This window comes from Cupriavidus necator (genome assembly GCF_013141915.1).
Classification (GTDB): Bacteria; Pseudomonadota; Gammaproteobacteria; order Burkholderiales; family Burkholderiaceae; genus Cupriavidus; species Cupriavidus necator_B.
The window spans coordinates 60,449-84,351 of the sequence record NZ_SROX01000017.1 but is presented as its reverse complement, the minus strand read 5'-3'; the positions used below and the strand labels follow the sequence as shown (position 1 = coordinate 84,351).

The following is a 23,903-nucleotide window of genomic DNA, read 5'->3' as shown; positions in this document are numbered from 1 at the left end:
CACCGTCGCCGGGGACGCCATTTGCCAGGCGCAGTCCAATGAGGCATCGGAGCGCAATCCTGGATGGAATCAAAGAGGGGATCAACATTGATCAGACATAAGCGCATTTCGCTGGGCTTGCTGGCGAGTGCCGTTATTGCAGCCTGGAGCCCGGCGGGCTGGGCTGCCGATCCGTTCGTCGTCAGGGACATCCGCGTTGAGGGACTGCAACGCGTCGAACCGGGTACCGTGTTTGGCTACCTGCCGGTGCGGGTCGGTGAAACCTTCACCGATGACAAGGGCGCCGACGCGATCCGTGCCCTCTACAATACCGGCTTCTTCAAGGACGTGCAGATCCGCGCCGAGGAAGGCGTGCTGGTGGTGCAGGTCGAAGAGCGTCCGGCGATTTCGCAGCTCGAGTTCGTCGGCATCAAGGAATTCGACAAGGACACGCTGCGCCGCTCGCTGCGCGCGGTCGGCGTGGCCGAAGCCCGCTACTACGACAAGGCACTGATCGACAAGGCCGAGCAGGAGCTCAAGCGCCAGTACGTCGCGCGCGGCTACTATGCCGCCGACGTGCAGACCACGATCACGCCGGTGGACCGCAACCGCGTCTCGGTGGTGTTCAACGTCGACGAGGGTCCGGTCGCCAAGATCCGCCAGATCAATATCGTCGGCAACAAGGCGTTCAAGGAAAGCACGCTGCGCGACGAGATGCAGCTGTCCACCCCCAACTGGCTGTCGTGGTACACCAAGAACGACCTGTACTCGAAGCAGAAGCTGACCGCCGACCTGGAAGCGCTGCGCTCGTACTACCTGAACCGCGGCTACCTGGAATTCGCGATCGAGTCGACCCAAGTTTCCATCACGCCCGACAAGAAAGACATCTTCCTGACGCTGAACATCAAGGAAGGCGACCAGTACAAGGTGTCCGAGGTGCGCCTGGCGGGCGAACTGCTGGGCAAGCAGGAGGAAATGGAAAAGCTGCTGCAGCTGAAGAAGGGCGATATTTTCTCGTCCGAGAAGCTGACGCAGAGCACCAAGGCCATTACCGACCTGCTCGGCACCTATGGCTACGCGTTCACCACCATCAACCCGCAACCGCAGATCGACAAGGAAAAGCGTGAAGTCGCGCTGACCCTGATGGTCGATCCGGGCCGCCGCGTCTACGTGCGCCGCGTCAACGTGGTGGGCAACAGCAAGACCCGCGACGAAGTGGTGCGGCGCGAGATGCGCCAGATGGAAAGCTCGTGGTTCGACAGCGAAAAGCTGACGCAGTCGCAGGCGCGTATCAACCGTACCGGCTACTTCACCGACACCAACATCACCACCGAGGACGTGCCCGGCGCGCCCGACCAGGTCGATGTCAACGTCAACGTGACCGAAAAGCCGACTGGCCAGATCAGCCTTGGCGTGGGCTTTTCGTCCACCGACAAGCTGGTGCTGCAGGCCGGCCTGCGCCAGGACAACGTGTTCGGCTCGGGCACCAGCCTGGGCCTGGACGTGAACACCGCCAAGTCGTTCCGTACCATCGCGCTGACGCAGTACGACCCGTACTTCACGGTGGACGGCATCAGCCGCTCGACCGATATCTACTACCGTACCTCGCGCCCGCTGTACTACACCGGCGACCAGGACTACAAGATCGTGTCGGCTGGCGGCGGCTTCAAGTTCGGCGTGCCGTTCTCGGAAGTCGACACCGTGTTCTTCGGCATCGGCTACGAACGTACCCAGGTGTACACCTCGGTCAACACGCCGACCCAGTACACCGACTGGCTCAACAAGATCGGCAAGAGCTCGGGCGACGGCATCAACAACTTCCCGTTCACGATCGGCTGGGCGCGCGACCGCCGCGACAGCGCGCTGGTCCCGACCAAGGGCCCGTACACCCAGGCCAACCTGGAAGTCGGCCTGCCGGGCGGCGATACGCAGTATTACCGCGCCAGCGTGCAGCAGCAGTACTTCTACCCGATCTCGAAGGCTTTCACCCTGGCGCTGAATGGTGAAGTCGCCTACGGCCACGGCTACGGCAACACGCCGTTCCCGGTGTTCAAGTACTTCTACGCGGGTGGTATCGGCTCGGTGCGCGGCTACCAGACCAGCACGCTCGGCCCCAAGGACCAGAACGGCAACCCGGTGGGCGGCGCCTCGAAGATGATCGGCAACGTCGAGTTCATCTTCCCGCTGCCGGGCTCCGGCGTGGACCGCACGCTGCGCCTGTTCACCTTCTTTGACTTCGGTAACGTCTATCAGGAAGGCCAGCCGCTCAGCTTCAGCGAACTGAAGTACTCGACCGGCTTCGGCATGTCGTGGCTGTCGCCAATCGGGCCGCTGAAGATCAGCATGGGCTTCCCGCTCAAGCGCGACGACAACGACAAGGTCCAGCGCTTCCAGTTCCAGATCGGCACGGCATTCTGATTCTGAAAAAGGATCTGTTTTCATGACTACAACATTCAAACTGGTCAAGTCCCTGGGCGCCGCCGCGCTCGCTACCGCGGCGATCTGCGCCGCGATGCCGGCCTCGGCCCAGGAAGCGCGCATCGCCGCGGTCAATTCCGAACGCATCCTGCGCGATTCGCAGCCGGCCAAGGCGGCGCAAGTCAAGCTGGAGCAGGAGTTCTCCAAGCGCGATCGCGAACTGCAGGACATGGCCCAGAAGATCAAGGGCATGGCTGACAAGCTGGACAAGGACACGGCCGTGCTGGCCGACTCCGACCGCCAGCGCCGCCAGCGCGAAGTGGCTGATCTGGACCGCGAGTTCCAGCGCAAGCAGCGCGAATTCCGCGAGGACCTGAACCAGCGCCGCAACGAGGAGCTGGCCCAGGTGCTGGAGCGCGCCAACCGCGTGATCCGCCAGCTCGCCGAACAGCGCAAGTACGACCTGATCGTGCAGGAAGCCGTGTACGTGAATCCGCGCATCGATATCACCGACGACGTGATGAAGGTGCTGAACGCCGGCGGCAAGTAAGCCGCCGCCGTTTCGTTCGTTCTTCGTTCGTTTTTCCATCAGGAAGTACCGCCATGCAGACACCCACACTGGGTCAGCTCGCCACCGAGAACGGCGCGCAGGTTGTGGGTGACCCCGACCTGGCGATCACTGGCCTGGCCCCCCTGGACCAGGCCGGCCCGGACGAGCTCTCGTTCCTGTCCAACCCGCTCTACCTGCAGCAGGCGCTCGATGCGAAGGCCGCCGCCGTGATCGTCTCGGCCGCCGACCTCGAGCGCGTGCGCGCCGAAGGCAAGGCCGACGGCCGCAACTGGCTGGTGGCGCGCAATCCCTACGTCTGCTTTGCCCGCGTGGCGCAGCGTTTCGACCGCGCCGCCAATACCGATGCGCGCACCGGCATCGATGCGCGCGCCACCGTGGCGCCCGACGCGGTGGTGCCGGCCTCGTGCTACATCGGCCCCAACGTGGTCATCGAAGCCGGCGCGCGCCTGGGCGAGCGCGTGCGCATCCTGGCCAACGGCTATGTCGGCGCGCACGCCGAGATCGGTGACGATTCACTGCTGTATGCCAACGTATCGGTCTACCACCACTGCGTGGTCGGCGCGCGCGCCATCCTGCATAGCGGCGTGGTGATCGGCGCCGATGGCTTCGGCTTTGCGCCGGACATCAGCGCGACCGGCGTGGAATACGTGAAGATCCCGCAAACCGGGCGCGCGGTGCTGGGCAATGACGTCGAGGTCGGCGCCAATACCGCGATCGACCGCGGCGCGATGGCCGACACCGTGATCGAGGACGGCTGCAAGATCGACAACCAGGTCCAGATCGCGCACAACGTGCGGGTCGGGGCTCACACGGTGATCGCCGGCTGCGCGGCGGTGTCGGGCAGCACGCGCATCGGGCGCTTCTGCGTGATCGGCGGTGCGGCCAACTTTGCCGGCCACCTGACCATTGCCGACCGCACCACGGTGTCGGGCGGCACCTCGATCACCAAATCCATTACCAAGCCCGGCGGGCACTTCACCAGCGTGTTCCCGTTCCTGCCGCACGGCGAGTGGGAGCGCAACGCAGCCATCGTACGCGGCCTGAGCAAGCTGCGCGAACGGGTGGTGGCGCTGGAACGCCGCCTGCGCGGCCAGGCCGCCGGGTCCCAACCCTCACAAGACTAAAGAGAAATCATCATGAGCGCGGCCGAAATCGATATCCGCAAGATCCTCAAGCTGCTGCCGCACCGGTACCCGTTCCTGCTGGTCGACCGCGTGCTGGAGTTCGAAGCGCAGAAGCGGATCAAGACCCTGAAGAACGTCACCATCAACGAGCCGTACTTCCAGGGCCATTTCCCCGAGCAGCCGGTGATGCCGGGCGTGATGATCCTGGAAGCGCTGGCGCAGTCGGCCGGCCTGCTGACCTTTGGCGCCGACATGGAGCGCAAGGAAGGGGCGCTGTACTACTTCGTCGGCATCGATGGCGCGCGCTTCAAGCAGGTGGTGTACCCGGGCGACCAGCTGCACATGAACGTGACGGTCGAGCGCTATATCCGCGGCATCTGGAAGTTCAAGGCGTTCGCCACGGTCGACGACAAGGTGGCCTGCGAGGCGGAGTTGATGTGCACCGTGAAGCAGGCCGAGTGAGGCCGCGCACGGCCCGCGGCGCTGCCGCGGGCTGGCTGCCGTGCCCCTGCGCCGCCGCGCTTTCGGGGCAGACGGCCCGGACGGGAACCTTTGCCCGGCGCATTGGCCCATCCTTCACCAGACCCACCACAGGACAGTACGCATGACGCAAATCCACCCCACCGCACTGGTCGACCCGAAGGCAGAGCTGGCCGCCGACGTGAGTGTCGGCCCGTTCTCCATCGTCGGTCCGAACGTGCGGGTCGGCAGCGGCACCCGGATCGGCTCGCATACGACGGTCGAAGGCCATACCACGATCGGCGAAGGCAACCAGATCGGTCCCTATGCGTCGGTCGGCGGCATGCCGCAGGACATGAAATACCGCAACGAGCCGACCCGGCTCGAGATCGGCGACCGCAACACCATCCGCGAATTCACCACGATCCACACCGGCACGGTGCAGGACCGCGGCCTGACCAGCATCGGCAACGACAACTGGATCATGGCCTACGTCCATATCGCCCATGACTGCATGGTCGGCAACCACACCGTGTTTTCCAGCAACGCGCAGATTGCCGGCCACGTCGAGGTGGGCGACTGGGCCATCCTCGGTGGCATGAGCGGCGTGCACCAGTTTGTGCGCATCGGCGCCCACGCGATGCTGGGCGGCGCCTCGGCGCTGGTGCAGGATGTGCCGCCGTTCGTGATCGCGGCCAGCGACAAGAGCGGCAACAAGGCCACGCCGCACGGCATCAACGTCGAAGGGCTGCGCCGCCGCGGCTTCGACGCCGGCCAGATCGCCGCGCTGCGCCAGGCCTACAAGCTGCTTTACAAGTCCGACCTCAGCTTCGACGAGGCCCGCAACGAGATTTCCGCATTGCTGGCCCAGGTGGACGCCGGCACCGCGGCGCCGCTGCAGGCCTTTGTCGAGTTCCTTGCCGCCACCCAGCGCGGCATCGTGCGCTGAGACCGGACCCACATGGCAGACGCCGCGATTCGGAAAGACTTGCCCGCGGGCAACCGTAGCGCCGCGGGCAAGCGCGGCACCATCGCCATGGTGGCCGGCGAGGCCTCGGGCGACCTGCTGGCTTCGCTGATGATGGGCGGGCTGCAAGCCCGCCTGGCCGAGACCGGCGAGGTGGTCGACTACGCCGGCATCGGCGGCAGGCGCATGATGGCGCAGGGCTTTACCTCGCGCTGGCCGATGGAAACGCTGTCAGTCAACGGCTATGTCGAGGTGCTGGGCTCGCTGCGCGAGATCCTGGCCACGCGGCGCGCGGTGCGCGACTGGCTGCTGGCCGACCCGCCGCTGTGCTTTATCGGGGTTGACGCCCCGGACTTCAATTTCGGCCTGGAAGTGCCGCTGCGCCGCGCCGGCATTCCGGTGGTGCATTTCGTCAGCCCGTCGATCTGGGCCTGGCGTGGCGGTCGCATCCGCACCATCGCGCGCGCGGTCGACCACATCCTGTGCCTGTTCCCGTTCGAGCCCGAGATCTACGCCAAGGCCGGCATTCCAGCCACCTACGTGGGCCACCCGCTCGCCGACGTGATCCCGATGGTGCCCGATGTGGCCGGTGCGCGCGCCGCGCTGGGACTGCCCGCCGGGCACCGCGTGGTGGCGGTGCTGCCGGGCAGCCGCCAGTCCGAGGTGCGCAACCTCGGCGCCACCTTTTTCGCAGCGATGGCTCGCATGCAGCGCATGGACCCGAACCTGGCGTTCGTGCTGCCGGCGGCGAGCGCGCCGCTGCGCGCCATCGTCGAAGACCTGCACGCGCAGTATCCCGAACTGCGCCTGACCATCGTCGACGGCAAATCGCACCAGGCCATGGAAGCGGCCGACGTGGTGCTGCTGGCCAGCGGTACCGCCACGCTGGAAGCGGCGCTATACAAGAAGCCGATGGTGATCTCGTACAAGGTGCCCTGGCTGACCGCGCAGATCATGAAGCGACAGGGTTATCTGCCCTACGTGGGATTGCCTAATATCCTTTCAGGGCGCTTTGTCGTGCCCGAGTTGCTGCAGGACGACGCCACGCCCGAGGCCCTGGCCCGTGAGACCCTGCTGCAGCTCAATGACGAAGGCAATACCGCCTTCCTGTACGAGCATTTCACCCGCATGCACGAGACGCTCAAGTGCAATACCGCGCAACTGGCAGCCGATGTGGTGGTGGACCTGATGCACAGTCGGGGGACGGTCTGATGGCGCGCCGAAATGCCGCCTCGCCGCAGCTGGGCCTGGACCTGGCGCCGGCCGCTTCCGCGATCCAGCGCCTGTGCGGCGTCGACGAAGCGGGCCGTGGCCCGCTGGCCGGGCCGGTCTATGCCGCCGCGGTGGTGCTGGACCCGAAGCGCCCGATCCGCGGCCTGGCCGATTCCAAGATCCTGACCGCCGCCAAGCGCGAGGCGCTGTACGAGAAAATCTGCGAGCGCGCGCTGGGCTGGCATATCGCCTTCGCCACGGTCGAGGAAATCGACACCATCAACATCCTGCACGCCAGCATGCTGGCGATGCAGCGCGCCGTGCAGGGGCTGGCGGCCAGCGGCGTGGTGCCGGACCTGGTCCAGGTCGATGGCAACCGCTGCCCTCAGGTGGCATTCCCGGTCGAAGCCATCGTCAAGGGCGATGCGCTGGTCAAGGCGATCTCGGCCGCGTCGATCCTGGCCAAGGTGGCGCGCGACCGCGCCCTGTTGGAACTGCACGCGGCCTATCCGCAGTACGGCTTCGATTCGCACGTGGGCTACGGCACGCCGCAGCATATGGCCGCGCTGGCCGAGTTCGGCGCGACCCCGCACCATCGCCGCTCGTTCGCGCCCGTGCGCGAGGCGCTGGCGCAGCGGCCGATGTTTACCGCGGTGAGCGCCGTGGCGGAAGTCATCGAGGTCACGCCGCTTGCCAACACCGGCGCCTTGCTACCGGCCGCGCAATGCGGCACGTCCTTGCCATCCGAAGCATCGTGAAGCACGTCACCTCGCGCGACAACGCGCTGTTCAAGCACCTGAAGGCGCTTGCCGGTTCCACGCACCAGCGCCGCAAGGCGGGCCAGTCGCTGCTCGACGGCGTGCACCTGGCGCAGGCCTACGTGGCCGCGCGCGGCCAGCCCGTCACCTGCCTGGTGTCGGAGCGCCACTATGACCATGCCGAAGTGGCGCCGCTGCTGGCCCAGGTCGACGCCGAGCGCGTGGTGGTGCTGGCCGATGCGCTGTTTACGCAGATCAGCGGCGTGGTCAACGGCATCGACCTGATGCTGGTGATCGAGACCCCGGCGGGCCACCTGCCGGCGCGCATCGAGCAGGACTGCATCATCCTGGACGGGGTGCAGGACGCCGGCAATGTCGGCTCGATCCTGCGCAGCGCGGCCGCGGCGGGCATCCGCGATGCCTTCCTTGCCACCGGCTGCGCTTTCGCATGGTCGATCAAGACCCTGCGCGCCGGCATGGGGGCGAACTTCCACCTGAATATCGTCGAGCATTGCACGCTCGACGCGCTCGCGCCGCGCCTGGCGGTGCCGTTGCTGGCAACCTCGTCGCACGCCGAGGCCGCCGTGTTCGACACCGACCTGCGCGGACCGGTGGCGTGGGTGGTGGGCAATGAAGGGGCAGGGGTCAGCGAGGGCTGGATGGCGCATGTCACGCGCAAGGTCGGCATTCCGCAGCCGGGCGGCATGGAATCGCTGAACGTGGCCGCGGCGACCGCGATCTGCCTGTTCGAGGCGGTGCGCCAGCGGCGCGCCGGCTGAAGCGCCGGCGCGACCAAAGAGAAAGCGGCCTGTGCGGCCGCTTTTTTATTGCTTCAGTAGTTGTCGCGATCGACCTTGATCTCCTGCAGGATCGTGGTCGCGATCTCTTCGATCGACTTGTGCGTCGACGACAGCCACTTGATGCCTTCGCGGCGCATCATCGCCTCGGCCTCGTTGACTTCGTAGCGGCAGTTTTCCAGCGCGGCGTACTTGCTGCCGGGGCGGCGTTCGTTGCGGATCTCGGTCAGGCGCTGCGGATCGATCGACAGGCCGAAGATCTTGGGCTTGAACGCATAGAGCGCCGACGGCAGTCGGCCGCGCTCGAAGTCGTCGGGGATGAGCGGATAGTTGGCCGCCTTCAGCCCGTACTGCATGGCCAGGTAAAGGCTGGTCGGGGTCTTGCCGCTGCGCGACACGCCCACCAGGATCACATCGGCTTCTTCCAGGTTCTTGTGTGACTGGCCGTCATCATGTGCCAGCGAGAAGTTGATCGCCTCGATCCGGTTCTTGTAGGCCTCGGTGTCCGCATTCTGGTGGAAGCGGCCGATCGCATGCGTGGACTTCAGCCCAAGTTCTTTCTCGAGCGGCTCGATGAAGGTCTGGAACATGTCCAGGATCATCGCCTTGGCGCGGCGCAGTGCCTTGTTCGCTTCCTGGTTGACCAGCGTGGTGAAGACGATCGGCGGCACGCCTTCGCTATGGAATGCCTCGTTGATCTTGCCGACGGCAATATGTGCCTTTTCCGGGGTGTCAACGAAGGGCATGCGCACCTTGCGGAAGCGCATTTCGAATTGGGCCAGGATGGAATGGCTGAACGTCTCCGCAGTGATGCCGGTGCCATCCGAGACGATGAACACGGTGCGGACCGCGGGGCGCTCGGCCGCCTGGGTGGCGGGTGCGGCAGGGGTTGCGGGCTGCGTTCCAGGCTGGGACCCGGGTGTCGCCGTTCCGGGCGCTTCTGGCTGGGACATGGGGATGGCGCACGCGATGGCGCAATAAATAGATTCAATCTTCCGCAGAAAAGTGCGGCGCAGCACGGTAGAATAGCGGCGATCTTTTCGCTAAGCAATTCCACAGGGTAGCCACCCCCGCAACAATGCGCACCCGGGATTGTCGACAATGCGCGCTACGCGATGAGAGCCGTAGCGCCAGGTCCGCAGCGCCAGTTCGGGGTTGCTTAGCCAAGCGATCCGTCCGGGAACAGAACACCAAGAACATACCGGGCATGCGCAACCAGTTTTCTACTTTGTTTTGAGGCTCTCATGACTAACCAGGCAGATAACGGCGCCTATGTGCTGCCGTTCGAGCAGTTGCGCATGGCTGACGTGGAAACCGTCGGCGGCAAGAATTCGTCGCTGGGCGAGATGATCTCCCAGCTGGCGGAGGCCGGCGTCCGGGTTCCGGGCGGCTTTGCCACCACCGCGCTCGCCTTCCGCGACTTCCTCGCCCACAACAACCTGACCGAGCGCATCTCGCAGCGCCTGAAGACCCTGAACGTCGACGACGTCAAGGCCCTGGCCGAGGCCGGCGCCGAGATCCGCGAGTGGGTCGCCAGCGCGCCGTTCCAGCCGCGCCTGGAACAGGAAATCCGTGAATTCTATGCCCGCGTGGCCGAGCGCGAAGGCGCCGAGGCCTCGTTCGCGGTGCGTTCGTCGGCCACGGCCGAAGACCTGCCCGATGCCTCCTTCGCCGGCCAGCAGGAGTCCTACCTGAACGTCAGCGGCATCGACGACGTGCTCGACAAGATCAAGCACGTGTTCGCCTCGCTGTACAACGACCGCGCCATCTCCTACCGCGTGCACAAGGGCTTTGCCCACGACGTGGTGGCGCTGTCCGCCGGCATCCAGCGCATGGTCCGTTCGGACCTGGCCGCTTCCGGCGTGATGTTCACCATCGACACCGAATCGGGTTTCCCTGACGTGGTCTTCATCACCTCCAGCTACGGCCTGGGCGAAACGGTGGTGCAGGGCGCGGTCAACCCGGACGAGTTCTACGTCTTCAAGCCGACGCTGCAAGCCGGCAAGTACCCGATCATCCGCCGCTCGATCGGCTCCAAGCTGATCAAGATGGAGTTCACCAAGCCGGGCGAAGCCGGCCGCGTGAAGACCGTCGACGTGCCGGGCGAACTGCGCAACCGCTACTCGATCACCGACGAAGACGTGACCGAGCTGGCGCGCTACGCGATGATCATCGAGAAGCACTATGGCCGCCCGATGGACATCGAGTGGGGCAAGGACGGCAAGGACGGCAAGATCTACATCCTGCAGGCCCGCCCGGAGACGGTGAAGAGCCAGTCCGCCGGCAAGGCCGAGCAGCGCTTCAAGCTCAAGGGCACCGCCCCGGTGCTGACCAGCGGCCGCGCCATCGGCCAGAAGATCGGCACCGGCCCGGTGCGCGTGATCAACGACCCGTCCGAGATGGAACGCGTGCAGCCCGGCGACGTGCTGGTGGCCGACATGACCGACCCGAACTGGGAGCCGGTGATGAAGCGCGCCTCGGCCATCGTCACCAACCGTGGCGGCCGTACCTGCCATGCCGCGATCATCGCGCGTGAACTGGGCGTGCCGGCGGTGGTCGGCTGCGGCGATGCCACCGACATCCTGAAGGATGGCACGCTGGTCACCGTATCGTGCGCCGAGGGCGACGAAGGCCGTATCTACGACGGCCTGCTGGAAACCGAGGTGACCGAAGTCCAGCGCGGCGAGATGCCCCAGATCGACGTCAAGCTGATGATGAACGTCGGCAACCCGCAACTGGCGTTCGACTTCGCGCAGATCCCGAACAACGGTGTCGGCCTGGCCCGCCTGGAATTCATCATCAACAACAATATCGGCGTCCACCCGAAGGCCATCCTCGACTACCCGCAGGTCGACGCTGACCTGAAAAAGGCCGTGGAAAGCGTGGCCCGCGGCCATGCCAGCCCGCGCGCGTTCTATGTCGACAAGCTGGCCGAGGGGATTGCCACCATCGGCGCGGCGTTCTACCCGAAGCCCGTGATCGTGCGCCTGTCGGACTTCAAGTCGAACGAGTACAAGAAGCTGATCGGCGGTTCGCGCTATGAGCCGGACGAAGAGAACCCGATGCTGGGCTTCCGTGGCGCCTCGCGCTACATCGCCGAAGACTTTGCCGAAGCGTTCGAGATGGAATGCAAGGCCATGAAGCGCGTGCGCGACGAAATGGGCCTGACCAACGTCGAGATCATGGTGCCGTTCGTGCGCACGCTGGGCCAGGCCGAGAAGGTCATCGGGCTGCTGGCCAAGCACGGCCTGAAGCGCGGCGAGAACGGCCTGCGCATCATCATGATGTGCGAGGTGCCGTCCAACGCGATCCTGGCCGAAGAGTTCCTGCAGTTCTTCGATGGCTTCTCGATCGGCTCGAACGACCTGACCCAGCTGACGCTGGGCCTGGACCGCGATTCCGGCATGGAGCTGCTGGCCAAGGACTTCGACGAACGCGATCCGGCGGTGTGCTTCATGCTGTCGCGCGCGATTGCGGCGTGCATCCGCCTGGACAAGTACGTCGGCATCTGCGGCCAGGGTCCTTCGGATCATCCGGACTTTGCCGCGTGGCTGGCCAAGGAAGGCATCAAGTCGATCTCGCTGAACCCGGACTCGGTGATCGAGACCTGGCGACAGCTGGCTTCCTGAGGCATTTGACGTCACAATAACGATTGCCGGCGCCTTCGGGCAGCCGGCGGAAGCACCGGCCCTGCGTCAGGTGTTGCAAAGCCCCGCAGACGCTCAACGGCGCTGCGGGGTTTTTACTTTTTCGGGAAGTCCCTGGACGAACGGGAGCTTGGATGGCGTATTACATCTGGTTCGTGGCAGCGGTGGTGCTGGTGATCGTCGAACTGAACACCGGCACGTTCTATCTGCTGATGGTGGCGGTGGGCTTCGCCGCCGCCGGGGTGGCGGCCTTGCTCGGTGCATCGCCGGCGGCGCAGGCACTGATCGGGGCGCTGGTCGCGACGGTGCTGATCGCCGGGCTGCGCCGCACCCGCTTCGGCAAGCTGCGGCGCGGCAATGCCGCGGCCGATCCCAACGTCAACCTCGATATCGGCGAGGAGCTCGACGTGCCCGCGTGGGACGCCAACCGGCGCGCGCGCGTGCCGTACCGCGGCGCGGACTGGACCGTCGAGCTGGCGCCCGATTGCCCCCCTGACCGCGCCCTGGCGCCGGGCCGCTACCGCATCGTCGCGGTGCGCGGCAGCACGCTGGTGGTATTGCCTCGCTGAAGCGCCGCTGCAGCCCGGTCTTGCCCGTCTTCTTGCGCCTCGCGGCTGCGGCCGCGGTGTGTTCCGCCTGCCGCCGCCCGGCGGCGCCGTACCGATGTGTTCTGCCTGGAGAATCGTTACATGCTCGCTTTTCAGCTTGGTCTGTTGCCGCTGATCATCCTTATTGCCGTTATCGTGCTGATTGCCAAGGGCATCAAGATCGTGCCGCAGCAGCATGCCTGGGTGCTGGAGCGCCTGGGCCGCTATCACGCCACCCTGACGCCCGGGTTGTCGATCGTGGTGCCGTTCGTCGATCGCGTCGCCTACAAGCACGTGCTCAAGGAAATCCCGCTGGACGTGCCCAGCCAGGTCTGCATTACCAAGGACAATACGCAGCTGCAGGTGGATGGCGTGCTGTACTTCCAGGTGACCGACCCGATGAAGGCGTCGTACGGTTCCAGCAATTTCGTGGTGGCGATCACGCAGCTGTCGCAGACCACGCTGCGTTCGGTGATCGGCAAGCTCGAACTGGACAAGACCTTCGAGGAGCGCGAGTTCATCAACCACAGCGTGGTCAATGCGCTGGACGAGGCCGCCGCCAACTGGGGCGTGAAGGTGCTGCGCTATGAGATCAAGGACTTGACCCCGCCCAAGGAAATCCTGCATGCGATGCAGGCGCAGATCACCGCCGAGCGCGAGAAGCGCGCGCTGATCGCGGCTTCCGAGGGCAAGCGCCAGGAGCAGATCAACCTGGCCACCGGCGCGCGCGAGGCGGCGATCCAGAAGTCTGAGGGCGAGCGCCAGGCGGCCATCAACAAGGCCCAGGGCGAAGCCAGCGCGATCCTGGCGGTGGCCGAGGCCAATGCGCAGGCGATCCAGAAGATCGGCAACGCGATCCGCACCGAAGGCGGCATGGATGCGGTCAACCTGAAGGTGGCCGAGGAGTACGTGGCCGCGTTCGGCAACCTGGCCAAGCAGGGCAATACGCTGATCGTGCCGGGCAATATGGGCGACATGAGCAGCATGATCGCTTCTGCGCTGCAGATCGTGAAGGGGCAGAAGGCTGCTTGATGCGGCAGGGCGGCGGCCGGAGGTTTAGCCCTTGGTGTCGCCCTTCATGATGCGGGCCTTCTCGCGCTGCCAGTCGCGCTGCTTTTCGGTCTCACGCTTGTCGAACTGCTTCTTGCCCTTGGCCAGGCCGATTTCGCATTTCACGCGGCCGCGCGTGTAATGCAGGTTCAGCGGCACCAGCGTGTAGCCGCGCTGTTCGACCTTGCCGATCAGCTTCTTGATTTCGTCGGCCTTGAGCAGCAGCTTGCGCGTGCGTACCGGATCGGGCGTGACGTGGGTGGAGGCGCTTTGCAGCGGGCTGATATGGGCGCCGATCAGGAACATCTCGGCGTCGCGCACCACCACGTAGCCTTCCTTGATCTGTACCCGCCCGGCGCGGATCGCCTTGACCTCCCAGCCTTCCAGCACGATCCCGGCCTCGTATCGTTCCTCGATGAAATAGTCGAAGAAGGCCTTCTTGTTATCTGCAATGGTCATGCGTGCGGGTAGGGTGCGGTAGGGTGGATTCTGGCCGGTTCGCTGCAGCGCCGCATGGCGGGATGCCGCGGAACGCGCGTGTCGGCTAAAATCGGGATTCTAGCAAACCAGCCCCGGCACAGGCGCATGCCTGCCGCGCACCGAGCGCGGCATGGCCGCAAGCCAGATTTCCCCATTCATGGCAGACGTCCATAAATCCGTCCTGCTCGGTTACTCCGCCGCGCAGATGTACGACCTGGTCACCCGCGTGGAGGACTATCCCAAGTTCCTGCCATGGTGCGGCGGGGTGGAGGTGTTCGAGCAGACCGAGACCATGCTCGACGCCAAGATCCATATCCACTTCAAGGGCATCCAGCAGTTCTTCCATACGCGCAATACCCAGGAGCGTCCCACGCGTATCGACATGACCTTTGCCGACGGGCCGTTCAAGACGTTCAACGGCTCATGGCGCTTTACGCCGCTGCGCGAAGACGCCTGCAAGATCGAGTTCCACCTGCACTATGAGTTTTCCAGCCTGCTGCTGGAAAAGCTCATTGGCCCGGTCTTCAGCATGATCGCCAATACCTTTGTCGATGCCTTCGTCAAGCGTGCCGAGGTGGTGTATGGCACCAGCTGAACGCAGCGCCGGCTCGGCGCATATCGTGGTCTGCTACGCGCGGCCGGATGCCGTATTCCTGAAAGACATCGACGTCCCCGAGGGCACCACGATTGCCGCGGCGATCGTCGGCTCCGGGCTGCAGCAGGCTTGCCCGGAGGTCGACCCCGCCACCATGAGGGTGGGCATCTTCGGCAAGCTCAAGACCCCGGAAACGGTGGTGCGCGACGGCGATCGCATCGAGGTCTACCGGCCGTTGACGGCGGATCCGAAGCAGGCTCGCCGCAAGCGGGTCCAGAAGCAGCGTGCCAGCGGCACGCGCGAGGGCCAGAAATGGTTGCGCGGCAGCAGCTGAGCCGCGCATCGCCGCCAAAGCACACGGGGCCAACGCGGCCCCGTTTTTGTTGCTTCAGCTGCAGTGTTTCTCGAGGTTGGCGCTGGTCTTGAGGATTTCCGCCTGGCGTTGCTCGCTGTTCAGGTGCTGCAGCGAACCATCCGGGCCGGCGACCGCGGCGCGCATGCCCTGTTGCAGTCCGGTGGCGTAGTTGCGCAATTGCGCGCAGCGGGCGGCGCGCTCGGCCGCCTCGGTTTCCATGCGGGCGTCTTCGGCGGCGGCTTTCAGGGTGGCTTCGCGGCGCTTCTGGAACGCTTCTTCGGGTGTCGGCGCGGCGACGGCGGGCTTGGCCGATGCCTTGGACGGAGCCGGCGTGGCGACGTCCGCCGACTGGGCTGCTGCCTGGGCGGGCTGGAATTCGCCGGCATGGCGCCCGGGCGCGTGCAGGATCCTGGCCGCTGCGGCGGACGGCGGCACGTCGCTGTAGACCATGTGCCCGTTGGCGTCGCGCCACTGCCAGTAGGCAAGGGCCGGCGCAGGCACCGCCAGGTTGGCGGCAAGGGCAGCGGCAAGCAGGCACGGCGCGGACGATCGAAGCATGGCGAGACGTCTCAAAGTGGCTCTGGAAGCACGGGCCGCCGGCTGCTTGCATGGCCATTGCCGCGGCAGGACAGCCGCGGCAATAGCGGGGCGCCCGCCTGCAAGGCAATGCGTAGCGCCGGGTTGACCCTGGAATGCGTTGTATAAATGCGTTGTATTTTTCCGCCGGCGCGTGTGACCCCCGCGCCATGGTTCGCTAGTCTACGCAGACTTGTCGGTGGCGTGCAAGCGCACCGACCAGGCCACGCCGATCATCAGCAACGCGATGGCGGCGATTTCCAGCGGCCGGGGCCAGCGCTGGTCGAAGACGAAGCCATAGGCCAGTGCGAACAGCGTTTCGAACACGATCATCTGCCCCGATAGCGTCAGCGGCAGGCGGCGGCTGGCGATATTCCACAGGTTGTTGCCGATCAGCGAAGCGCCCAGCGCCACCGCGGCGTTGACCATCCAGAACCACTGCCAGTCGCGGCCGCTGTCGGCGGCGCTCAGGGTTTCGCCGACCAGCATCCAGCCGACCGCCGCCAGCACCGCGGACACCGCGCCGGTCGACAGCCCGTACAGCGCCGACCATTCATTGCCGCTGTAATGCGGGTTGCGCTGCAGGTAGCGCGCGTTATCGACCGCATAGAGGGTCCAGCAGACCAGCGCGCCGGCGGCGCAACAGACCCCTGCCAGCTTTTGCCACACCGGCCGCGCCACGGCGCCGGCCGCCGCCGCATGGGCGCTCTGGCCGCCGCCGAACAGGTCGATATTGATGCAGGCAATGCCGGCGGCCACCACCAGCAACGGCCACAGCAGCCGCGACAGCGGCACCGCGCCGTGGTCGCGCCGGCCCATGATGGTGACCGAGATCGGCAGGATGCCGATGATCAGCGAAGTCGGGCCGACCCCGGCCAGTTGCACGCCGAAGGCCAGCAGCACGTAGTAGAGCAGGTTGCCGGTAAAGGCCTGGCGCAGCAGCGCCACGCAGTCGGCCCGGGTCAGCTTGCGCGCGATACGGCGCACCAGCGGCAGCGCGGCCACGCAGGCCACCAGCCCGTAGGCCAGGTAGCGGCCAATGGCCAGTTCCCACGGCGAAAACACGGGCAGCAGCTTGGGGGCGATGAAGACCATGCCCCAGAACGCGCCAGCCAGCAGCCCGCACAATACGCCGATTCCCATACTTCGCCGTGCCCGGATAAAAAGACAACGAGCATAGCAGACGGCACCTCGGAAAGGCCGTTGCCGGGCATCAGCAAATCGCGCATTCCTGTATAATTCGCTTTTGCGCCTAGAGGAATTGCTATGCGTCTTGTCCAGAAAGCACTCACATTCGATGACGTGCTGCTCGTCCCGGCCTATTCGGCCGTCCTTCCCCGGGATGTTTCCCTCCGCACCAGCCTGACCCGCTCCATTGAACTGAACATCCCGCTGGTCTCCGCGGCGATGGACACAGTGACCGAGGCTCGCCTGGCGATTTCCATGGCGCAGGCCGGCGGCATCGGCATCGTCCACAAGAACCTGAAGCCCGCCGACCAGGCCCGCGAGGTCGCGCGCGTGAAGCGCTATGAGTCGGGTGTGCTGCGTGATCCGATCACCATTTCGCCGGAGATGAAGATCCGCGATGTGATCGCGCTGTCGCAGCAACACGGCATTTCCGGTTTCCCGGTGGTCGAGGGCAAGGCCGTGGTCGGCATCATCACCAACCGCGACCTGCGCTTCGAGGAAGAACTCGACGCCCCGGTGCGCGCCAAGATGACGCCGCGCGAGAAGCTGGTGACCGTGGCCGAGGGCGCGCCGCTGGAAGAAGCCAAGCGGCTGATGAACCGCCACCGCCTCGAGCGCGTGGTGGTGGTGAACCAGGCCTTCGAACTGCGCGGCCTGATCACCGTGAAGGACATCCAGAAGGCGGTGGACAACCCGCTGGCCAGCAAGGACGACCACGGCCAGCTGCGCGTAGGCGCCGCCGTCGGCGTGGGCCCGGACAACGATGAGCGCGTCGAGCTGCTGGTCAAGGCCGGTGTCGACGTGATTGTGGTGGATACGGCGCACGGCCACAGCCAGGGCGTGCTGGACCGCGTGCGCTGGGTCAAGCAGAACTTCCCGCAGGTACAGGTGGTGGGCGGCAATATCGCCACCGGCGAGGCCGCGCGCGCGCTGGTCGAGCATGGCGCCGATGGCGTCAAGGTCGGCATCGGCCCGGGCTCGATCTGCACCACGCGTATCGTTGCCGGCGTGGGCGTGCCGCAGATTACCGCGGTGTCCAACGTGGCCGAGGCGCTCAAGGGCACCGGCGTGCCGCTGATCGCCGACGGCGGCGTGCGTTATTCCGGCGATGTGGCCAAGGCCCTGGCGGCCGGCGCGCACACCGTGATGATGGGCGGCATGTTTTCGGGTACCGAGGAAGCGCCGGGCGAAACCTTCCTGTTCCAGGGCCGTTCGTTCAAGAGCTATCGCGGCATGGGTTCGGTCGGGGCGATGAAGGATGGCGCGGCGGACCGCTACTTCCAGGAAGACAACACCGCCAACGTCGACAAGCTCGTGCCCGAAGGGATTGAAGGGCGCGTGCCGTACAAGGGCTCGGTGATGGCGATCATCCACCAGCTGACCGGCGGCGTGCGGGCCTCGATGGGCTATTGCGGCAGCAAGTCGATTGCCGACTGGCATGAGAGCGCGCAGTTCGTCCAGATCACGGCAGCCGGCATGCGTGAATCGCACGTGCACGACGTGCAGATCACCAAGGAAGCGCCGAACTACCATATCGACTGATGCCCTGAAGCCGCGCACCGTCCCTGCAGGCGGTGCGTGGCCGCGGCATCGGGGCAAGGGCGCGCCAGCGCGTGCTTGCGCCCGACCCGCCATCCCATCCGAACCTGGCCGCGCGCCATGCAGGCGTTGTCCTGATGCCCGCCGCACCACCGGCCGGGGCCAAGACGAGGAGCGCCAATGAAGGTGTTGCTGCGAGCCGTGCTGTTTTTCGATGCCCTGGTGGACCTGCTGCTTGGCATCCTGCTGCTGATGTCCCCGTTCACCACGCTGTATGCCGCGCTGCAGTTGCCGCAGCCACAGCCGGCGCTGTTCGGTCAGCTGCTGGGCGTGGCGCTGGTGGGGCTGTCGGTGCTGCTGTGGCAGGCCGCCTTCAATGGCCAGTTGACGGTGCCGGTGGCCCGCACGGCTGGCTACGTCAACCTCGCCAGCGCGGTGCTGATCATCGCCTGGATGGTGTTCCTGGAGCTGCCGCTGGAAGGCGCCGGCAAGATCTGGGTGCCGACCATGGCGGTAGTGCTGCTGTTCTTTGCCGTGGTGCAGATCCCGGCGGCCAAGCGCGTGCGCGTGCGCGAACAGCAACGGAAGATGGAACGCGCACTGCAGGAGCAGGAAAGCAGGAAGGAACCCGGCGTTGCCCCCGCGGCGCGCCCAACGAATACCCCAGAATACCGGCGCGAGCCGGTCATCACGCCGCCGCCGGGCTATGGCCCCGGCACGGAAGTCGTGACCGAGCCCATCCCGGAAGACACGCCATCGGCCCATCATGCACGACAAAATCCTCATTCTTGATTTCGGCTCGCAGGTCACGCAGCTGATCGCCCGCCGCGTCCGCGAGGCGCACGTCTATTGCGAGATCCACCCGAACGACGTCACCGACGCCTTCGTGCGCGAATTCGCCCCCAAGGCCATCATCCTGTCGGGCAGCCACGCCAGCACCTATGAAGACCACCAGCTGCGCGCGCCGCAGGCGGTGTGGGACCTGGGCGTGCCGGTGCTGGGCATCTGCTACGGCATGCAGACCATGGCGGTGCAGCTGGGCGGCAAGGTCGAGTGGAGCGACCACCGTGAATTCGGCTACGCCGAGATGCGTGCCCACGGCCATACCGAACTGCTCAAGGACATCGAGGACTTCCGCACGCCGGAAGGCCACGGCATGCTCAAGGTCTGGATGAGCCATGGCGACAAGGTCACCGGCCTGCCGCCCGGCTTCAAGCTGATGGCGTCGACGCCCAGCTGCCCGATCGCCGGCATGGCCGACGAAACGCGCCACTATTACGCCGTGCAGTTCCATCCCGAGGTCACGCACACGGTCAAGGGCCGCCAGATGCTGGAGCGCTTCGTGCTGCAGATCGCGGGCTGCAAGCCTGACTGGGTCATGCGCGACCATATCGAGGAGGCGGTGGCCAAGATCCGCGAACAGGTCGGCGATGAAGAAGTCATCCTGGGCCTGTCCGGCGGCGTTGATTCGTCGGTGGCCGCGGCGCTGATCCATCGTGCCATTGGCGACCAGCTCACCTGCGTGTTCGTCGACCACGGCCTGCTGCGCCAGGACGAAGGCAAGCTGGTAATGGAAATGTTTGTGGGCCGCCTGCACGCCAAGGTGATCCATGTCGACGCCTCGGACCAGTTCCTGGGGCATCTGTCCGGCGTCACCGATCCCGAGCAGAAGCGCAAGATCATCGGCCGCGAATTCGTCGAGGTGTTCCAGACCGAGGCCGGCAAGCTGACCAACGCCAAGTGGCTGGCCCAGGGCACGATCTACCCCGACGTCGTCGAGTCGGGCGGCACCAAGACCAAGAAGGCCACCACCATCAAGAGCCACCACAACGTCGGCGGCCTGCCCGAGACTCTGGGCCTGAAGCTGCTGGAGCCGCTGCGCGACCTGTTCAAGGACGAAGTGCGCGAGCTGGGCGTGGCCCTGGGCCTGCCGCCCGAAATGGTCTACCGCCACCCGTTCCCTGGCCCGGGCCTGGGCGTGCGCATCCTGGGCGAAGTCAAGCGCGACTACGCCGACCTGCTGCGCCGCGCCGATGCCATCTTCATCGAAGAGCTGCGCAAGACCATCGCCACCGAACAGGACGCCGCAGCCGGCCTGTGCGAGCCCGAGCACGTCGGCAAGAGCTGGTACGACCTGACCAGCCAGGCCTTCGCCGTGTTCCTGCCGGTCAAGTCGGTCGGCGTGATGGGCGACGGCCGCACCTATGACTACGTCGTTGCGCTGCGCGCCGTGCAGACCACCGACTTCATGACCGCGCACTGGGCGCACCTGCCGTATGCGCTGCTGGGGCGTTGCTCGAACCGCATCATCAACGAAGTCCGGGGTTTGAACCGGGTGGTGTATGACGTGTCGGGGAAACCGCCGGCGACGATCGAGTGGGAGTGAAGCCGGGACCTGCCGGGACTATCGCCAGCTATCGGAAGCTGCCATAACGTGTTGAATTAGCAGAAAATACGTTGTGGCAACCGGATTTCGATCTGATCGGACTTCAGCATGCGCCGCACTGACGGCATGGTCCCGTAAACTCATCCCGAGCGATAGCGGAGGAGGGCAGGCCTGGCGGGGCGAGGGCGGCCGCGACCGTCCAGTGCCGCCAGGCGCCTGCCACGCGGCGGCGTTGCTGCCATTCAATATCGAGAAACACAAGCCCAGCGCGCTGGCCCTGAGGGCAGGCTGAACAAGACCCCGGAGATTCCCTATCAGCAATGAGGCAGACCCTGGGGACATTCCATCCCATTTTCGCCTACTCTGACAGTAGCGTCGGACCGGGCAGACGCCCGCTTGGGCAGGTCGCTCGAGGCGATTTTCGGAACCGCCATTCCGCCGTGCAACTCGCCGAACCAGTCTCGCTGTCGAGCCACGAAAATGCTGGCCACCTCAGGTTGTCATGGTCCAGGGAACAATGACCGAACCCTGCTGTACTTCGGTTGCCTGACCCTGTGCATCGCCCTGGGGACACCGGCCGGTTACCTGGTCGATATACAGACCTCGTACATACTGAAGAACCAGCTGAATGCGACGGCGACGCAGATCTCGGTATTCCGACTGGTGACCGGCATCCCGGTGTATGTTGCGTTCGCTTTCGGCCTTGCGCGCGACCAATGGGACCCGCTGGGATTGCGGGATCGCGGCTTCTTCCTGATTTTTGCTCCGGCAACCGCGGCAGCATTCATCTGGATCGCATTTTCCGGTTTCTCATACGCGGGACTGGTGATCGGGATGCTGCTGGCGATGGTCTCGTCCCGCTTCGTCGCCGCGGCCTTTCAGGGGTTGATCGCGCTGGTGGGCCAGGAAAAGCGCATGTCAGGCCGCCTCAGCGCTCTGTTGAACGTGGTCGGCTCCGTCCCGGTGGTGGCGGGAGCCTTCGCTTCCGGGTACATCTCCGATCATCTTGCTGCAAGAGAAGCGTTCCTGCTGGTGGCGATGGCGGCTTTATTGGTGGCCGGGCTAGGGCTGTGGAAGCCCGTTTCCGTCTTCGACCATATCTATGAGAAGCCGTCCGCCAGAGGTGCGGATTTCCTTGGCAACGTCCGGCGGCTGGTCAGGCATAAGGCCGTTTATCCGGCGGTGCTGATCTGCTTCCTGTGGAACTTTGCGCCAGGCTCGGCCACGCCCTTGCAGTTCTACCTGGCCAATGAACTGCATGCGTCGGATTCGGTTTACTCGTTCTATAACGGGATCTTTGCCGCTGCCTTTATCCCGACTTTCTTGCTGTATGGCTTCCTGTGCAAGAAAGTCGCGCTGAACAAGTTGCTGTGGTGGGGAACGGTCATCGCTGTGCCACAGATGATTCCGCTGGCATTCATTCAGTCGGCCGACCTCGCTCTTGCATTGGCAGCGCCGATCGGGCTGATGGGCGGTGTAGCTACCGCGGCATACTTCGATCTTGCCATGCGGTCGTGTCCGCCAGGCTTGCAAGGCACCTTGATGATGCTGGTGGACGGCGTGCTCGCGTTGTCGGCAAGGGCCGGCGATCTGCTGGGCTCAGCGATCTACAGCAGCAGTCCAGCGCATGGTTTCACATATTGCGTGATCGCTACCACCGTGGTCTACGCCCTGATCCTGCCTTTGATCGCGCTGACGCCGAAAGCGTTGATCGCCACCCGGGACGGCGAACCCAATCCTGAGGTCGAGGCCGCGGGGCTCGACGACGTCCGGCGCGCGGAGCGCACCTAGCCACCCGTGTCTTGGGCGAGCGTCGCAGCCATGCAGAAGGGCGCCGCCGCAAAGCGGGCGGCACCCCGGCGCCGGGACCCGTCACTGCACAGAACGACTCCGGTTTCGCTGACCAGGCGTGCCTACGAGAGCTTGCGGCCGAGCGTCTCCGGTACCATGGCCAAGCCGACCAGCGATAGCACGCCGCAGCCAATCAGGTAGAACGCCGGTGCATTCGGGCTGCCCGTCAGGTGGATCAGCCCGGTCGAGAACAGCTGGGCAAAGCCGCCGAATACCGCAATGGCCACGTAATAGGTGACGGCCATGCCGGTGGCGCGCAGTCGCTGCGGCAAGACCTCGCTCACCAGCACCAGCGTCGCGGGAGAGGTCATGGCCATGGGAATGGCCAGACAGCCGACCACCAGCAGCAGGCAAGTCAGCGACGGCAGAGCATTGAGTACGAAGCATCCCTCCGAGCCACGCGTGCTGGCCGTGCTGGACTGGGAGCTGTCGACCCTTGGCGATCCCCTTGCCGACTTTGCTTACCACGCCATGATGTTCCGCATGCCCCCCGAAATCCTGGGCGGTATCGCGGGGCGGGACCTGGCGGCCGAGGGACTGCCGGACGAAGCGGCTTATGTCGAGGCATATTGCCGCCGTACCGGGCGCGCCGACCTCGGCAGCCTCGATTTCTACATCGCCTTCAACATGTTCCGCTTCGCGGCGATCCTCCATGGCATCAAGGGCCGCGTTGCGCGCGGCACGGCTTCCAGCGCCGACGCGCACGCCATGGGCGAGCGCTTCGCGCGGGTGGCCGATCTCGCCTGGGCGCAGGCGCAGCGCGTGGACGTGCGGATGACTTTTGCGTAATTCCTGGCGTGCCCGAGCGTCAAATCAGGCGGGCATTAGGGATAACCACCAGATGTCTGCTAATTGTATTGAATTGTTGATGGCCAGTGCCTAGGATGACTGTTCGGAGCAAAGGAAATCGCTCCGGCCAGACCTCGCATCCGAGGTGGACCTATGGATTGCGTCCACCCTGTCCCGGATGGCAGTGAAGTCCCGTAGCAAAAATAGATCTATAGCTTAGGAGACAACTGTGCTGAGTCATCATGAGTTTGCCACCCTGGTGCTGCTGAACGACAGCGCCGAATCGACAGAACTTGACCTCGCGGATGTCGAGGCGCTGCGGGCGCAGCAGCTGGTTGCGCTCGAGCATTGGGGCCAGGACCAGACCAGGGCCCGGGTCACAACCCGGGGCTACGCCTTGCTCCAGGCGTTCGGGCGTGTTCCCGCTCGGGATTGTCGCGCACGCCCGGCTTCTCGATGAGCCGCTTGCATGAATCCCGGGGGCACGGGCATTCGCCGCGTCCCCCGGGGTTGCATTCGGCGTCGCCCGGCAACGGCCGCGGCAACGCCGTCTTCATTGATCCCAGTCCCGCGCC

The 23,903-nt window shown here is 65.4% G+C and carries 22 protein-coding genes and 2 pseudogenes; 19 read left to right on the top strand and 5 right to left on the bottom strand.

All coding sequences use genetic code 11. The annotated features are described in order from the left end of the window. Positions 1–63: 63 nt before the first annotated feature. The 8 genes from bamA (at position 64) to E5S69_RS25080 (ending at position 8,267) form a co-directional block, all read left to right on the top strand. Positions 64–2,397 carry an outer membrane protein assembly factor BamA gene (gene bamA / locus E5S69_RS25115; protein WP_171517166.1) on the top strand — a complete coding sequence of 778 codons (2,334 nt, stop codon included), beginning with the start codon at positions 64–66 and terminating at the stop codon, positions 2,395–2,397. 22 nt (positions 2,398–2,419) lie between these two features. Further along, the gene (locus E5S69_RS25110; RefSeq protein ID WP_171517165.1) at positions 2,420–2,947 is read left to right on the top strand and encodes an OmpH family outer membrane protein; all 528 of its coding nucleotides are present in this window, start codon (positions 2,420–2,422) and stop codon (positions 2,945–2,947) included. A gap of 53 nt (positions 2,948–3,000) precedes the next feature. Beyond that, entirely contained in the window at positions 3,001–4,092 is a 1,092-nt protein-coding gene (gene lpxD, locus E5S69_RS25105) for a UDP-3-O-(3-hydroxymyristoyl)glucosamine N-acyltransferase (protein WP_171517164.1), read from the top strand. Between the two features lie 12 nt (positions 4,093–4,104). Continuing rightward, positions 4,105–4,554: a 3-hydroxyacyl-ACP dehydratase FabZ gene (fabZ, locus tag E5S69_RS25100; protein ID WP_010809590.1), complete on the top strand. Its 450-nt coding sequence runs from the start codon at positions 4,105–4,107 to the stop codon at positions 4,552–4,554. A 142-nt stretch (positions 4,555–4,696) separates the two neighbouring features. Next, on the top strand, positions 4,697–5,500 hold the full coding sequence (gene lpxA / locus E5S69_RS25095; protein WP_171517163.1) for an acyl-ACP--UDP-N-acetylglucosamine O-acyltransferase: 804 nt from the start codon (positions 4,697–4,699) through the stop codon (positions 5,498–5,500). 87 nt (positions 5,501–5,587) lie between these two features. Then, positions 5,588–6,730, top strand: coding sequence for a lipid-A-disaccharide synthase (lpxB, locus tag E5S69_RS25090; protein ID WP_423766665.1), 1,143 nt, complete (start codon positions 5,588–5,590; stop codon positions 6,728–6,730). Next, the gene (gene rnhB, locus E5S69_RS25085; RefSeq protein ID WP_171517161.1) at positions 6,730–7,488 is read left to right on the top strand and encodes a ribonuclease HII; all 759 of its coding nucleotides are present in this window, start codon (positions 6,730–6,732) and stop codon (positions 7,486–7,488) included. Before lpxB ends, rnhB begins: the two co-directional genes overlap by 1 nt. Further along, complete coding sequence (locus tag E5S69_RS25080; protein WP_171517160.1) at positions 7,485–8,267, top strand: RNA methyltransferase; 783 nt, start codon at positions 7,485–7,487, stop codon at positions 8,265–8,267. The genes rnhB and E5S69_RS25080 overlap by 4 nt, the downstream gene beginning before the upstream one ends. A 53-nt stretch (positions 8,268–8,320) precedes the next feature. On the opposite strand, the gene ppsR is transcribed toward E5S69_RS25080, so the two are convergent. Continuing rightward, complete coding sequence (gene ppsR / locus E5S69_RS25075; protein WP_171517230.1) at positions 8,321–9,124, bottom strand: posphoenolpyruvate synthetase regulatory kinase/phosphorylase PpsR; 804 nt, start codon at positions 9,122–9,124, stop codon at positions 8,321–8,323. 405 nt (positions 9,125–9,529) lie between these two features. Between ppsR and ppsA the strand changes: the two genes are divergently transcribed. The 3 genes from ppsA to E5S69_RS25060 all read left to right on the top strand — a co-directional run bounded on the left by ppsA (position 9,530) and on the right by E5S69_RS25060 (position 13,551). Next, positions 9,530–11,914: a phosphoenolpyruvate synthase gene (gene ppsA / locus E5S69_RS25070; protein WP_171517159.1), complete on the top strand. Its 2,385-nt coding sequence runs from the start codon at positions 9,530–9,532 to the stop codon at positions 11,912–11,914. Between the two features lie 152 nt (positions 11,915–12,066). Then, on the top strand, positions 12,067–12,501 hold the full coding sequence (locus E5S69_RS25065; RefSeq protein ID WP_171517158.1) for an NfeD family protein: 435 nt from the start codon (positions 12,067–12,069) through the stop codon (positions 12,499–12,501). Positions 12,502–12,621: 120 nt separating this feature from the next. Beyond that, complete coding sequence (locus tag E5S69_RS25060) at positions 12,622–13,551, top strand: SPFH domain-containing protein (RefSeq protein WP_171517157.1); 930 nt, start codon at positions 12,622–12,624, stop codon at positions 13,549–13,551. 24 nt (positions 13,552–13,575) lie between these two features. Here the strand turns inward: E5S69_RS25060 and smpB are convergent, their stop codons facing one another. Then, positions 13,576–14,028, bottom strand: a complete 453-nt coding sequence (gene smpB / locus E5S69_RS25055) for an SsrA-binding protein SmpB (protein ID WP_171517156.1) — start codon at positions 14,026–14,028, stop codon at positions 13,576–13,578. A gap of 178 nt (positions 14,029–14,206) precedes the next feature. Here smpB and E5S69_RS25050 point away from each other — a divergent pair, with 178 nt between their 5' ends. Together E5S69_RS25050 and E5S69_RS25045 are read left to right on the top strand one after the other, a co-directional pair. Next, positions 14,207–14,644 (top strand): type II toxin-antitoxin system RatA family toxin, encoded by a 438-nt coding sequence (locus E5S69_RS25050; RefSeq protein WP_116356588.1) that lies wholly within the window; start codon positions 14,207–14,209, stop codon positions 14,642–14,644. Beyond that, positions 14,631–14,978, top strand: a complete 348-nt coding sequence (locus E5S69_RS25045) for an RnfH family protein (protein ID WP_171517155.1) — start codon at positions 14,631–14,633, stop codon at positions 14,976–14,978. The genes E5S69_RS25050 and E5S69_RS25045 overlap by 14 nt, the downstream gene beginning before the upstream one ends. 54 nt (positions 14,979–15,032) lie before the next feature. Here the strand turns inward: E5S69_RS25045 and E5S69_RS25040 are convergent, their stop codons facing one another. Next, positions 15,033–15,557 carry a DUF4124 domain-containing protein gene (locus tag E5S69_RS25040; protein ID WP_171517154.1) on the bottom strand — a complete coding sequence of 175 codons (525 nt, stop codon included), beginning with the start codon at positions 15,555–15,557 and terminating at the stop codon, positions 15,033–15,035. Between the two features lie 201 nt (positions 15,558–15,758). Beyond that, positions 15,759–16,718: a DMT family transporter gene (locus tag E5S69_RS25035; protein ID WP_171517153.1), complete on the bottom strand. Its 960-nt coding sequence runs from the start codon at positions 16,716–16,718 to the stop codon at positions 15,759–15,761. Between the two features lie 123 nt (positions 16,719–16,841). Here E5S69_RS25035 and guaB point away from each other — a divergent pair, with 123 nt between their 5' ends. The 4 genes from guaB (at position 16,842) to E5S69_RS25015 (ending at position 22,479) form a co-directional block, all read left to right on the top strand. Further along, complete coding sequence (gene guaB, locus E5S69_RS25030; protein ID WP_171517152.1) at positions 16,842–18,305, top strand: IMP dehydrogenase; 1,464 nt, start codon at positions 16,842–16,844, stop codon at positions 18,303–18,305. 177 nt (positions 18,306–18,482) lie between these two features. Beyond that, positions 18,483–19,094 (top strand): hypothetical protein, encoded by a 612-nt coding sequence (locus tag E5S69_RS25025; protein ID WP_171517151.1) that lies wholly within the window; start codon positions 18,483–18,485, stop codon positions 19,092–19,094. After that, on the top strand, positions 19,069–20,688 hold the full coding sequence (guaA, locus tag E5S69_RS25020) for a glutamine-hydrolyzing GMP synthase (protein ID WP_171517150.1): 1,620 nt from the start codon (positions 19,069–19,071) through the stop codon (positions 20,686–20,688). Before E5S69_RS25025 ends, guaA begins: the two co-directional genes overlap by 26 nt. A 480-nt stretch (positions 20,689–21,168) precedes the next feature. Then, positions 21,169–22,479: an MFS transporter gene (locus E5S69_RS25015; protein ID WP_171517149.1), complete on the top strand. Its 1,311-nt coding sequence runs from the start codon at positions 21,169–21,171 to the stop codon at positions 22,477–22,479. Between the two features lie 122 nt (positions 22,480–22,601). Here the strand turns inward: E5S69_RS25015 and E5S69_RS25010 are convergent. After that, positions 22,602–22,919 (bottom strand): annotated as a pseudogene (locus tag E5S69_RS25010) (MFS transporter); the annotation flags it as partial. A 4-nt stretch (positions 22,920–22,923) separates the two neighbouring features. On the opposite strand from E5S69_RS25010, the pseudogene E5S69_RS25005 reads away from it, so the two are divergent. Together E5S69_RS25005 and E5S69_RS25000 are read left to right on the top strand one after the other, a co-directional pair. Continuing rightward, positions 22,924–23,328: pseudogene (locus E5S69_RS25005) on the top strand (phosphotransferase); the annotation flags it as partial. Positions 23,329–23,557: 229 nt separating this feature from the next. Next, complete coding sequence (locus E5S69_RS25000; RefSeq protein ID WP_171517148.1) at positions 23,558–23,788, top strand: hypothetical protein; 231 nt, start codon at positions 23,558–23,560, stop codon at positions 23,786–23,788. The last annotated feature ends 115 nt before the right edge of the window (positions 23,789–23,903 follow it).

Coding starts and splice junctions, on each gene's coding strand:
- smpB (WP_171517156.1), bottom strand. CDS start 14,028: ATGACCATTGCAGATAACAAGAAGGCCTTCTTCGACTATTTCATCGAG.
- E5S69_RS25025 (WP_171517151.1), top strand. CDS start 18,483: ATGAAGGTGTTGCTGCGAGCCGTGCTGTTTTTCGATGCCCTGGTGGAC.
- lpxD (WP_171517164.1), top strand. CDS start 3,001: ATGCAGACACCCACACTGGGTCAGCTCGCCACCGAGAACGGCGCGCAG.
- lpxB (WP_423766665.1), top strand. CDS start 5,588: ATGGTGGCCGGCGAGGCCTCGGGCGACCTGCTGGCTTCGCTGATGATG.
- E5S69_RS25110 (WP_171517165.1), top strand. CDS start 2,420: ATGACTACAACATTCAAACTGGTCAAGTCCCTGGGCGCCGCCGCGCTC.
- E5S69_RS25050 (WP_116356588.1), top strand. CDS start 14,207: ATGGCAGACGTCCATAAATCCGTCCTGCTCGGTTACTCCGCCGCGCAG.
- fabZ (WP_010809590.1), top strand. CDS start 4,105: ATGAGCGCGGCCGAAATCGATATCCGCAAGATCCTCAAGCTGCTGCCG.
- lpxA (WP_171517163.1), top strand. CDS start 4,697: ATGACGCAAATCCACCCCACCGCACTGGTCGACCCGAAGGCAGAGCTG.
- guaB (WP_171517152.1), top strand. CDS start 16,842: ATGCGTCTTGTCCAGAAAGCACTCACATTCGATGACGTGCTGCTCGTC.
- bamA (WP_171517166.1), top strand. CDS start 64: ATGGAATCAAAGAGGGGATCAACATTGATCAGACATAAGCGCATTTCG.
- E5S69_RS25040 (WP_171517154.1), bottom strand. CDS start 15,557: ATGCTTCGATCGTCCGCGCCGTGCCTGCTTGCCGCTGCCCTTGCCGCC.
- ppsA (WP_171517159.1), top strand. CDS start 9,530: ATGACTAACCAGGCAGATAACGGCGCCTATGTGCTGCCGTTCGAGCAG.
- E5S69_RS25065 (WP_171517158.1), top strand. CDS start 12,067: ATGGCGTATTACATCTGGTTCGTGGCAGCGGTGGTGCTGGTGATCGTC.
- E5S69_RS25045 (WP_171517155.1), top strand. CDS start 14,631: ATGGCACCAGCTGAACGCAGCGCCGGCTCGGCGCATATCGTGGTCTGC.
- guaA (WP_171517150.1), top strand. CDS start 19,069: ATGCACGACAAAATCCTCATTCTTGATTTCGGCTCGCAGGTCACGCAG.
- E5S69_RS25035 (WP_171517153.1), bottom strand. CDS start 16,718: ATGGGAATCGGCGTATTGTGCGGGCTGCTGGCTGGCGCGTTCTGGGGC.
- E5S69_RS25060 (WP_171517157.1), top strand. CDS start 12,622: ATGCTCGCTTTTCAGCTTGGTCTGTTGCCGCTGATCATCCTTATTGCC.
- rnhB (WP_171517161.1), top strand. CDS start 6,730: ATGGCGCGCCGAAATGCCGCCTCGCCGCAGCTGGGCCTGGACCTGGCG.
- E5S69_RS25015 (WP_171517149.1), top strand. CDS start 21,169: ATGCTGGCCACCTCAGGTTGTCATGGTCCAGGGAACAATGACCGAACC.